The sequence below is a fragment of the Streptomyces carpinensis genome, from assembly GCF_002154505.1.
In the GTDB taxonomy this organism is placed as follows: Bacteria; Actinomycetota; Actinomycetes; order Streptomycetales; family Streptomycetaceae; genus Streptomyces; species Streptomyces carpinensis.
In genome coordinates this window covers 18138-29026 of record NZ_MUBM01000242.1, presented here as the reverse complement: position 1 = coordinate 29026, position 10889 = coordinate 18138, and the positions used below count along the sequence as shown (strand labels likewise).

The following is a 10889-nucleotide window of genomic DNA, read 5'->3' as shown; positions in this document are numbered from 1 at the left end:
AGGCCAGAGCGCGCACGTCGGGGCTGCCCACACGGCCGGCAAACGCTGAAAGGTGTCCCCCGGGACGTCGCCCTGCGGGCGCCGGCCGAGGGACGTGTTGGCGGGTCAGGCTGCGTGCCCGAAGGAGCGCAGCCTGGTGAAGTAGCGCGGGTCACGCAACCGCCACTCGGTGAGCGTCCTCTGGCCCAACCGCACGGCGTGGTTCAGCAGTTCTGCCACAAGCGGGTCATTACCCGGACGCCGAAGCGCAGGCCTTCGAGGGGGACTCGTTCGTCGACTCCGTGGAAGAGGCGGCCGTAGTCGAGGTCGTGGGGCAGTTTCAGTCCCTTGAAGCCGAAGCAGCGGATACCGAGCTTCGTGAAGGCCTTCGCGTCGGTGCCGCCCGGGTTGCAGTACGGCACCGGATGGCCGTCGGGGTCCTCGGCGCGTACGGCCGCGCACATCGCGTCGACGAGGGGGCCGTCGAAGGAGGTCTCCACGGCGATGTCGTGGTTTACCCACTGCCGGCTGACCGACGGCAGGAGCAACGCGTCGATGGTGTCGACGAGTTCCTGCTCGTGGCCGGGCAGGAAGCGGCCGTCTACGCGCGCGGTGGCCCGGCCCGGGATCACGTTGGTCTGGTAGCCGGCCGAGAACATGGTGGGGTTGGCGGAGTTGCGCAGCACCACCTGCATGAAGTCGGCGACCGGCCCGAGCTTGGCGAGTTCCGCGTCGAGGTCCTCGGCGTCGAAGTCGACGTCGACGCCCTGGAGCCGTGCGGCCTCCGCGAGCAGCGCGCGCACCGGTTCGATCAGGCGGATCGGGAAGGTGTGGCGACCGATGCGGGTGAGCGACTCGGCGAGATCGGTGACCGCGTTCTCGTCGTTGGGCGAGGAGCCGTGGCCCGCGCGGCCGGTGGCCGTCAGTTCCATCCAGGCCATGCCGCGCTGGGCGTTCTCGATCGGGTACAGCCGCCGGGTGTCGTCGAGCGCGTAGCTGAACCCGCCGCCCTCGCCGATCGCCTCGGTGACGCCGGCGAACAGCTCGGGCCGGTGCTCGACCAGCCAGTGCGCGCCGTATTTGCCGCCCGCCTCCTCGTCGGCGAGGAAGGCCAGGACGATGTCGCGGGACGGCCGGGTGCCGGTGCGGGCGAAGTGCCGGGCGGTGGCCAGCATGACCGCCACCGTGTCCTTCATGTCGATGGCGCCCCGGCCCCACAGGTAGCCGTCGCGGATCTCACCGGAGAACGGCGGGACCTGCCACTCGTCCGGGTCGGCCGGTACGACGTCCAGGTGGCCGTGGACGAGCAGGGCCCCGCGGTCCGCATCGCGGCCGGGGATACGGGCGACGACGTTGGCGCGGCCCGGTGCGCTCTCCACCAGCTCCGAGGTGATGCCGGCCTCGGCCAGGAGCTCGACGACGCGGTCCGCGCAGGCCCGCTCGTCGCTGGTGGGGTTGGAGGTGTCGAAGCGGATCAGCTCCGCGCACAGTTCGATCGCCTCGCGCTGTGCCTCCTCGGAGGCGACGACGAGTGAGGGGGTGGTGGTCATGACGCTCCTACGGGGGCCGTGCCGGTGATGGTCGGGGACTGCCCGGTGCCGTCGGCGGGCTCGTCGTCGAGGGTGGTGGTGCCGTACGTCCTGACCCAGCCGGCGAGCCCGAGCACGCAGTAGAGGACGAAGGCGGTCAGCAGGGAGTTGAGGGCGGGGACCCCGCCGTCGTAGAACTTGCCGACGCAGAACGCCGCGGCCCAGATGACCAGGGACATCGGCACCCAGACCGGCGAGGTGGAGGGCAGGGTCTGCGCCTCACGGGTGGCGTCGAGCGGTCCGCGCATACGGCGCACCACCCAGTACTCGGCGACGATGATGCCGCCGACCGGCGGGATGGCCACGCCCAGGACCGACAGGAAGTCGGTGAAGTGGGTCATGATGCCGACCGCGGACAGGAGGGTGCCGGCGAGGCCGAGGACGATGGTGACGGCGCCGCGGCGCAGGCGCTTGCGGAAGACGACCTGGAAGAAGTTCACGACGCCGAGCGAGGAACCGTACAGGTTCCAGTCGTTGATCTTCGCCGTGGACATCAGGACGACCAGCACACCGAAGACTCCGGAGGTGGAGAGCACGATCTGGGAGACCTGGTTGCTACCCACCAGGTGGCCCAGGAGGACACCGGTCAGGCCGACGACGTACTCGGACAGGATCATGGACGAGGCGCTCTGCACGAAAACGTGCGCGCCCTTCCTGTTGTAGCGGGTCATCTCGGGCGCGACGATCGCGCCAGTCATGAAGCCGCCCGCGATGGCGGTCGCGGCGACCGACAGCGGGATGGCCGGGCCGGGGGCCGGCGAGTGAATGAGGTCGGAGATCGAGTGCTTGCTCAGGGCGTCGGTGACGGACCAGGCGACCATCGCGAAGAACAGCGGGGTGACGATCTTCGCGAAGACCGCCATGTACCGGAAGCCGAAGACCACCAGGACGGTGATGGCCAGGCCCGCGACGACGCACCACAGCCAGGACGGGCCGCCGACCAGGGCGGAGACGCTGTTGCCGAAGATCGTGTTCTGCACTCCGAACCAGCCGACGAGACTGATGGAGATGACAAGGCTGACCAGTGCGGATCCGTTGCGGCCGAAGCCGACCCAGCGGGTCAGCAGGGGGGTCGCGAGGCCCTCGCGCATCCCGGCCAGACCGATCGCGAAGATCACGACTTCCAGGATCACGGCGCCGAGGGTGAAGGCGAGGAACGCGTTGCCGAACGACATTCCGACGCCGATCGTGGCGCCGAGCGTGAACTGCGAGATCGATCCGGACTGGGCGAGCCACTGCAGCAGCATCGTCCAGAAGCCGAGCCGTTCCTCGCGCGGGACGCGGGCGAGCGCGTAGTCGTCGCTGCCCAGGGCTCTGTGGCAGGTGGCGTCCGGGGCGGTGGCGGTGTTCTTGTGAGCAGCCATGATCACGACTCCCTGGATGCGCGGCCGAGGGTCTGCAGGTGCGCCAGCGAGCCGTAGCGGGACACGAGCTGGTCGAACTCCACGTCGTCGTGGAAGTCCAGGCGTCCGCCGCCGTAGGCCTTCGCGGTCTCGACGGCGAACCGGGCGGCGGCCGCGATGTCGGTCTCGTGGCTCGCGCCCGTCTGGCAGCCGGGCACCGCCGCGGCCGAGGTGACCGCGAGGCCGACGACCGGGGCGGCCGTCGCCGTGGCCGGCTGAAGGATCGAATTGATGTGGTGTACACCGTTACCGTACGGGGTGATGTCCTGCGTGGTCACCGGGTACGTGACCAACGGCTCACCGGTGACCACGGCCAGCAGCTCCCCCAGCTGCTCGCTGACCTTGAGCACCCAGCCCTCCTTGACGGTGGGCGACAGGGCCAGGCCCTTGTGGTTGATGATCCGGTTGCCCTTGGTGGTGTCGATGGAGAGCACCGCCTCCATCTCGTCCGTGACCTCGTGCCGGTTCATGGTGGCGATGTCGACCGGCGAGTCCATGAACGGCACCGGGTCGTGCGGTGCGGTCGGGGCGTTCGGGCAGATGTGGGTGGCCACGATGACGTCGCCGTCGAGCACGTCGCCGCGGCGGCGCATGTCCAGCAGCTTGGCGGCGGTGGCGAGCGCGGCGATCGCGCCGTCCGCGTCGGAGACCAGGCCGGTGATCTGCGGACGGGCCCCCACGCCGCCGAGCCGTCCGACCACGCCGAGGGTGCGCGAGGCGCCACCGCGGCTGCGGCCGGTGCGGCCGGCCACGCGCACGAGGACGAAGTCCGTGGAGCCCCGCTCACCGGTGACGGTGGTGACCTGGGTGCCGGAGCCGGCGGGGCCCGCCACGGAGTCGAGGTAGGCGGCGACTCGCTTGCCGTCGGCATCGGGATCGTCCAGCAGATCCACGATGTCCAGGACGTGCTTCAACATGGGCAGCTTCTCCTGATCCGCACCTGGGGCGGTGCTGACAGAAGATTCGGGATCCGTTAACCTTCTTCGCAACTGTTTCCCGTTATCTGCAATCCGGGTCTGAATGGCGAGATGGACGGGCGGGCGGACGTCTTCCGGAGAGGAGTTGCCGTGCCTGACATCCCCATCGACCGGAAGACCCCGGCCGGAGCACTGCAGACCGTCGACCGCGCCCTGCTGGTGCTGCTGGCGTTCGAGCGCACCCGCCCCGACTGGGGGGTGACGGAGGTCGCCACCGAGTTCGGCTGGGACACCTCGGTCGCACAGCGACTGCTGTCCACCCTCGCCGGGCGCGGCTTCCTGGTGTCCGACCCGGCGACCCGCCGCTACCGGATCGGTCCCGCCGCCCTGCGGCTGGGCCGCCTCTGGGAGCGCTCCGGCTCGCTGGAACTGCTCGCCGAACCGGTCCTCCAGGAACTGCGCGCGGCGACCGGGGACACGGTCCTGTTCTGCCTGCCCGACAGCTTCCACATGCGATGCGTCGCGGCGGTCGAGGGCGAGGAAGGGCCGCTGCGGTACTACCCTCTGGTCGGCGAGCTGTACCCCGCGCACGCGGGAGCGACCAGCAAGTCGTACTACGCGTTCCTGCCCGACGATCAGCGCCACCGGCTGTTCCGCAGCCGCCCCATGGCCCGTTTCACCGAACGCACGGTCACCGACGCCGACCAGCTGGAACGCGAGTTCCGTCAGGTGCGGGCGCAGGGGTACGCCTGGACGGTCGGCGAGTACGACGCGGGCATCGGCACCGTCGCCGTGCCGGTCTTCCTCGGCGCCGAGCCCTACGGCAGCCTCAGCCTTGGGGCCGCCAGGGAGCGCTTCCCGGACGGCCCCGAGGACCGGCTCGACGCGCTGCGCAAAGCGGCCCGCCTGTTGGAGCAGCGGCTGACGCACCCGCCCCAGCACCACCGCCGCCCGCGCACCCGCACGGCCTGAAGCATCGAACCATGGTGAGGAACACCCCTTGAACCTGCTGCTCCTGTCCAACTCCACCCAGTACGGCCGCGGTTACCTCGAACACGCCCTCGACACCGTGACCGCGTTCCTGCCGGCCCGGGCACGGCTCGCGTTCGTGCCGTACGCGCTCGCCGACCACGACGCCTACACCGCCAAGGTGCGCGACGCGCTCGCCGGGGCCGGCATCGACGTGCACGGAGTGCACGAAGGCGGTGACCCGGTCGGCCGGCTCGCCGAGGCAGACGCCGTGTTCGTCGGCGGCGGCAACTCCTTCCGGCTGCTGGCCGCCCTGTACCGGACGGGCCTGCGGGACGCGCTGATCAAGGCGGTCGGGGACGGGCTGCCCTACATGGGCGCCAGCGCGGGGACCAACATGGCCGCTCCCACGCTGCGCACCACCAACGACATGCCGATCGTCCAGCCCCCTTCCTTCGAGGCGCTGGGACTGGTCCCGTTCCAGATCAACCCGCACTACCTCGACCCCGATCCGCGCTCCACGCACAAGGGTGAGACCCGCGAGGAGCGCCTGAGGGAATTCCTCGAGGAGAACGACGTGCCGGTGCTCGGCCTGCGCGAAGGCTCCTGGCTGCGCGTGGCCGGAACCCGCGCCACGATCGGCGGCGAGAACGACGCGCGGCTCTTCCTCCGCGGCACGGCGCCGCGGGAGGTGCCGGTCGGCTCGGACGTGTCCGAACTACTCGCCGTCACACCGGAGTACGACAAGGTCCCGGGCGGTCCGTCCCGGCGCTGAACTCCATGACGGCGGCAGCAGCCACGGCCTTAACGGGTTCGCGGCGGCCAGCAGCGCCATCAGCGCGCGGCCGTCGCCCGGCGGCGGCACACGAAGGCGCAGGGCCCGGCGGGACTGGGCCTCGGGAATCGTGGCGGTGGGTTGCGAGGGTGATGCTGCAGTCGGCGCGGAGACCCGGCTGCAGCACCACCCCGTTCACCAGGCCCAGGGAAGACGAAACGTCACCTGGTGCTGGACCTGCTGGTGCGTACGACAGCTCAGACGACGGCTCCCGCCTTGATGGCGTGGCGCAGGTTCTTCTCCGGATGGGTGAGTACGCGGATGTCGTCGAGGGGATTGCCGTCGACGACAAGCAGGTCGGCGCAGGCTCCGACGGCCAGGCTGCCGATTTCATCCCCGGGCGCCCCCGTCCGGATAAACGTGCACACCAGGGTCCCCTACACGATCAACACTCTGGATGCCAGTGAACGCTGCCAGATCATCCACGGTCGGGACGTCAGGGCCGGCTCCCCGTGCCGGCCACTGCGCAGGTCCGCAGCGGGCACGGGCGCCCCTGTAGGTACGCCAGGCGCCCCCCTGGCACAGCGTGACCGGGCCTCGGCTGAAATGTCGAACGGCGTTCACCAGCCTGCCCGCTTGATCGCGTATTGATAACGGGTCTAGCCCAACGCGCGGAGCCGCCCCCCCCCGGTGACCCCGCGCGACACCCGAAAGGAAAGACCGTGGAACGCAGATCCCTGCTCGGCGCGACCGCCGGAGCCCTGGTGCTCGGAGGTCTCGCCCAGGCCCCCGTCGAGGCCGCACCGACCGTCGGCGATGGCGGGCTTGTCACCACGTTCAACGTCATCAGCGACATCCAAGGCGACCTCAGCGACTTCACCGAGGCACTCAAGGACATCAAGGCCACCAACCCTCGCTCCTCGGGCATGGCCGTGGCCGGGGACATCACCCCGCGCGGCTACGACTTCGAATACGCCGAAGTACAGAAGGTGCTGGACCAGGGACCGAAGCCGCGCGAAGTCGCCTGGGCCATCGGCAACCACGAGTTCTACGTCCCCAAGTGGGCCGACCCGAACACCCTCGCCCAGAGCACCTGGCCCAACGGCACCACCGAGGAATCCCTCTTCCGCAGCTTCTACAACTTCGCCAAGCGCTCCACGATCTATGCCGAGACGACATTCGGCGGGATCCCGATCCTCACCATCGGTACCGAGCGCTACATGAAGTACCACGACAACTCCCTGTGGGATGAGGTGTGGATCAGCGAGGCGCAGTTCCAGTGGCTCGAGGACCGCCTGCGGTACTGGGCACAGCGCCGCAAGCCGGTCATGGTGATCACCCATCACCCGCTGCCCAACACCGTCTCCGGTACCCGCAGCAAGATCTACATGAGCGACTACCTCCAGCCCGACCGCCTCCTGGGCCTCCTCGGGCGTTACCGCGATGTGTTCCTCTTCAGCGGCCACACCCACTGGGACCTGACCCTGTCCGACTGGTACGTGCGCCGGGTGGTGCCGGGCACCGCCAACCTCGACGGCTTCTCGGTGATCAACACTGGTGCGGTGCAGACCGGTTTCGCCGACAATGGTCAGGGCGGCGAGGTCACGGTCCCCGGGCACTTCAACCAGGGGCTCCAGGTGGACGTGTACCGCGACCGCGTCGTCGTCAAGGCGCGTGACTTCGCAACCGGCCGCTGGTTGAAGCAGATCTCCGTACCGCTGGCCACACGGATCTGACCCGGGCCGGGCAACGCCGTCAGCCCCGTCGGCGTTGCCCGGCCGCGGTCCACAGCTCAAATTCCTCGCGCAGGCCACGAAAAGGGCCCAGGACCTGGGCCTCGCCCTCGTGGCGGGACCCGGCCGCACGCGTCAGTGACAGCAGTGCTTCGGTTGCGACGACGGCACGTCCAGCGCTGGGTTGCGGTCGAAGAAGTTGACCGGCAGCAGGTGGAAGCCGGCCTTCTCCACCGGCATCACCGGCCAGTGCTCGGCGCGCAGGATGTCGGTGACTCCGAGGGCGAACCAGAGCACCAGGTTGGTGTCGACTCGGTGGCCCCGGCGTCGGAGGGCGCACTGCGCTCGGCCCTGCTCGCCGGAGTCCGCGCCCACGACGGCCGTATCCGCCGCCAGGTCGTCCTGGAGATGCTCCTCAGCAAAGCGCACGTCACTGCCCGTCGTCCCCTTGGCTTGACGTTCGATGGCGCAGGGCAGCCGGGAGAGCAATTTGAGTGATGTGAATAACCAAATATTTACGTGCGGCCACGCAACTGCGGTCCATGCCGTCGCTGTCTGACAGTGAGTCGGGCCCAGCAGGGCCGGGGAGCGAGAGAGCGGGGCATGTCGTGGGACGGCGCAGGGGCGGCATAGGGATCGCACTCGTCACGGTCGCGATGCTGGTGGGCGTGAGTGCCTGCGGCGGGGGTGGCAGTGACAAGGCGAGCGGGGACGACGCAAAGGCGTCGGGTAAGCCGAGTGCGAGTGCCTCGCCCACGCCGACGAAGCCCCCGGGCCCGCCGATGCTGCTGGAGACGATCACCCCGCAGACGGGAACCACGGTCGGCGTGGCCATGCCGATCTCGGTGGTCTTCACGAACCCGGTGGCGGCCAAGGCGCGGGCCGCGGTCGAGAAGCATATGAAGGTGAGCGCCTCGCAGCCGGTGGCCGGCGCCTGGCACTGGATGGGCGACAGGCGCGTCGACTGGCGGCCGAAGACCTACTGGCCCTCCGGCACGAAGGTGAAGATCGACGCTGACCTGAAGGGCGTCAGCAACGGCAACGGACGCTACGGTGTGCACGGCTACACGCACACCTTCCAGATCGGCGACGATGTGCGCGCGGATGTCTCGGTGACCGGCCACACCATGAAGGTGACCCGGAACGGCAAGGTGGTACGCACCTTGTCGATCAATGCGGGCAGCGCCCAGTATCCGACGTGGAACGGCACGATGGCCGTCATCGACAAGCAGGAGAAGGTCCACATGACCTCCTGCAGCGTGGGCATCAGCTGCGACAAACACAGCCCCAACTACTACGACCTGACGCTGCCCTGGGACGTCCACCTGACCCAGTCCGGCACGTACGTGCACTACTCGACCGGCGACCCCACTCCGGGCAGCGGCAGCGCCCGCGGCTCACACGGCTGCGTCCATCTGTCCATGTCGGACGCCAAATGGTTCTACGGCCAGGTCAAGCAGGGTGACCCGGTCACCATCACCGGCTCGCCCCGCACCAAGGCCCCGGCCGACAACGGCTACGCCGACTTCAACCTCGGATGGGACCAGTGGCTCGCAGGCAGCGCGTCCGGCGAACGGACGACCGCGCAGCTGTGACGCGCTGCGGTGGCGACACAGGTCAGCGGTATGCATTGCATCCACCACCACGCCAACCGGAACTGGTGGACCGGCCGGCCTGTTGCCGTTGAGGAACTGCAGCTACGGCCTGAGCTTCGCGTCGCGGCTTCGCATACACGATCGGGGGGCGTGCAATTGAGTGATGCGCAGTGGGCGCGAATCGAGCCGTTGCTTCCGGCCCGGACACCCAAGCAGGGTGGTCGCTGGCGTGATCACCGAGAGGTGATCGACGCGATCGCTTTCAAGTTCCAAACCGGCACCCAGTGGGTGCATCTGCCGGGAAAGTACGGCAACTGGCGGGGCGTCTACAACCGGAGGACCTCAATTGGGCTGTCTCGGTGGACTCCACGATCGTGCGCTCTCACCAGCACGCGGCAGGAGCGCGCAAAAAGGGGCCCTGGCAGACGAACCCGACGACCACGCGATCGGCCGGTCCCGCGGCGGGCTGACCACGAAGATTCACCTTGCTGCAGACGACCGCTGTCGACCGCTGGCCTTCCATCTCACCGCCGGGCAGGCCGGGGATGCGCCGGCCTTCACGGAAGTCATGGCCCGCCTGCGCATTCCCCGACCACGGGGGCGACCCCGCACCAGGCCGGACGTGGTCCTTGCGGACAAGGCTTATTCGTCCCGCGCGATCCGAGAACACCTGCGCAAGCGCGGCATCCGAGCGGTGATCCCAGTCCCCGCGGACCAGCGAGGTCACCGGCTGCGACGGGGCAGCCGGGGCGGCAGACCGCCCGCCTTCGACCGCCAGACCTACAAGCAACGCAACACCCTCGAGCGGTGCATCAATCCCCTGAAACAGTGGCGCGGTATCGCCACCCGCTACGAAAAGACCGCGACCATCTATATGGCCGGGCTTCACGTCGCGGGCATCTTCCTCTGGTCCGCACGGTGACCCGATGTCCACTGAGCAGACCTTCCGACCGGTGCCGTGTCCGATGACGCGACGGCCGGACGAGTGCGGGAGCGGTGTCAGCGGACGACGTCGAACACGTTCTTCTGCAGGCCGTTGGCGTATGCCTCGTGCTCAACCAGCTTCAGCTTCTGGGTGTCCTTGTCCGTGGCGCTGAACAGGCGCTTGCCCGCGCCGAGCAGGAGAGGGAAGACGAGCAGGTGGTAGCGGTCGATCAGGCCGGCGTCCGAGAGGCTCTGGTTCAGGGCGGCGCTGCCGTGGACGATGATCGGGCCGCCCTCGGTCTCCTTCAGGGCGGCGACCTCGTCGAGCGAGCGCAGGATGGTGGTCTCGCCCCAGCCTGTCACCAGGTCGTCCTCGGTGAGGGTGATGGAGACGACGTACTTCGGCATCACCTTGTAGTCGGCGAAGTCCGCCATGTCCGGCCACACCGGGCTGAACGCCTCGTAGCTTGTCCGGCCCATCAGCATCGCCGCGGCTTCCTTCTGCTCGCGGCCCTTGATGTCGAACGCCTCGGGGAGGAACTCGATGTCCTTGAAGGTCCAGCCGGAGTTCCGGTAGCCGGGCTCGCCGCCCGGGGCCTCCACGACGCCGTCGAGCGAGATGAAGGCAGTGCTGATCAGGGTACGCATCTAAGGTTCCTCGGTGTCTCGTATCTGGTTCTCAGCCGGTCAGAGTCGGTGCACGCTTCGACCACACTTGCGGCTGCGGCGCATCAACCATGGACTATGACTGTTGATCACGAAGGAACTCATCGGTCCGCCCCGTTCTTTTCTGACGGTCTCGCCGACCGAATTAGCTTGGAGGGCCCTACGCGCCCCTGGCTGCGGCGCCTACCAGCAGCGCAACAGCGACTTGCGGTGAATGACCCGCCCCAACCGGTGACGCAGGATCTTGATGCAGCCGGACTCAGTGATCTAAACGAAACGGCCTAGCCATGTTCGGGCTGGGCATCCAGACGATGCACGTGCTGCTCAACGCGGTCACCT

General features: G+C 68.8%; 10 protein-coding genes and 1 pseudogene. 5 read left to right on the top strand and 6 right to left on the bottom strand.

The genetic code is table 11. The features are described 5' to 3' along the window. Positions 1–203 precede the first annotated feature (203 nt). From BZY54_RS30140 to BZY54_RS30130, 3 genes are read right to left on the bottom strand one after another with little or no spacing between them, the layout of a single operon-like run. Positions 204–1529, bottom strand: a complete 1326-nt coding sequence (locus tag BZY54_RS30140; protein ID WP_086728489.1) for a M20/M25/M40 family metallo-hydrolase — start codon at positions 1527–1529, stop codon at positions 204–206. Continuing rightward, entirely contained in the window at positions 1526–2932 is a 1407-nt protein-coding gene (locus tag BZY54_RS30135) for a cytosine permease (protein ID WP_086728488.1), read from the bottom strand. Before BZY54_RS30135 ends, BZY54_RS30140 begins: the two co-directional genes overlap by 4 nt. A 2-nt stretch (positions 2933–2934) precedes the next feature. After that, positions 2935–3888: a DUF1177 domain-containing protein gene (locus tag BZY54_RS30130; protein ID WP_086728487.1), complete on the bottom strand. Its 954-nt coding sequence runs from the start codon at positions 3886–3888 to the stop codon at positions 2935–2937. A gap of 111 nt (positions 3889–3999) precedes the next feature. Between BZY54_RS30130 and BZY54_RS30125 the strand changes: the two genes are divergently transcribed. Beyond that, complete coding sequence (locus BZY54_RS30125) at positions 4000–4860, top strand: IclR family transcriptional regulator (RefSeq protein WP_086728486.1); 861 nt, start codon at positions 4000–4002, stop codon at positions 4858–4860. A 28-nt stretch (positions 4861–4888) separates the two neighbouring features. Next, entirely contained in the window at positions 4889–5632 is a 744-nt protein-coding gene (gene pepE / locus BZY54_RS30120) for a dipeptidase PepE (RefSeq protein ID WP_086728485.1), read from the top strand. A gap of 257 nt (positions 5633–5889) precedes the next feature. On the opposite strand, the gene BZY54_RS51070 is transcribed toward pepE, so the two are convergent. Beyond that, positions 5890–6060 carry a hypothetical protein gene (locus BZY54_RS51070; protein ID WP_158103931.1) on the bottom strand — a complete coding sequence of 57 codons (171 nt, stop codon included), beginning with the start codon at positions 6058–6060 and terminating at the stop codon, positions 5890–5892. 294 nt (positions 6061–6354) lie between these two features. Between BZY54_RS51070 and BZY54_RS30115 the strand changes: the two genes are divergently transcribed. After that, a complete protein-coding gene (locus BZY54_RS30115; RefSeq protein ID WP_086728484.1) occupies positions 6355–7368 on the top strand; it encodes a DUF4073 domain-containing protein in 1014 nt (337 codons plus the stop codon). Between the two features lie 132 nt (positions 7369–7500). Here the strand turns inward: BZY54_RS30115 and BZY54_RS53715 are convergent, their stop codons facing one another. Next, complete coding sequence (locus BZY54_RS53715; protein ID WP_244217404.1) at positions 7501–7794, bottom strand: copper amine oxidase; 294 nt, start codon at positions 7792–7794, stop codon at positions 7501–7503. A gap of 179 nt (positions 7795–7973) precedes the next feature. Between BZY54_RS53715 and BZY54_RS30105 the strand changes: the two genes are divergently transcribed. Together BZY54_RS30105 and BZY54_RS30100 are read left to right on the top strand one after the other, a co-directional pair. After that, a complete protein-coding gene (locus BZY54_RS30105) occupies positions 7974–8960 on the top strand; it encodes a L,D-transpeptidase (RefSeq protein ID WP_244217403.1) in 987 nt (328 codons plus the stop codon). A 150-nt stretch (positions 8961–9110) separates the two neighbouring features. Next, positions 9111–9882 (top strand): annotated as a pseudogene (locus tag BZY54_RS30100) (IS5 family transposase). Between the two features lie 77 nt (positions 9883–9959). On the opposite strand, the gene BZY54_RS30095 reads toward BZY54_RS30100, so the two are convergent. Continuing rightward, positions 9960–10532 (bottom strand): dihydrofolate reductase family protein, encoded by a 573-nt coding sequence (locus tag BZY54_RS30095; protein ID WP_086728482.1) that lies wholly within the window; start codon positions 10530–10532, stop codon positions 9960–9962. Positions 10533–10889 lie beyond the last annotated feature (357 nt).

Coding starts and splice junctions, on each gene's coding strand:
- BZY54_RS30140 (WP_086728489.1), bottom strand. CDS start 1,529: ATGACCACCACCCCCTCACTCGTCGTCGCCTCCGAGGAGGCACAGCGC.
- BZY54_RS30135 (WP_086728488.1), bottom strand. CDS start 2,932: ATGGCTGCTCACAAGAACACCGCCACCGCCCCGGACGCCACCTGCCAC.
- BZY54_RS30130 (WP_086728487.1), bottom strand. CDS start 3,888: ATGTTGAAGCACGTCCTGGACATCGTGGATCTGCTGGACGATCCCGAT.
- BZY54_RS30125 (WP_086728486.1), top strand. CDS start 4,000: ATGGACGGGCGGGCGGACGTCTTCCGGAGAGGAGTTGCCGTGCCTGAC.
- BZY54_RS30095 (WP_086728482.1), bottom strand. CDS start 10,532: ATGCGTACCCTGATCAGCACTGCCTTCATCTCGCTCGACGGCGTCGTG.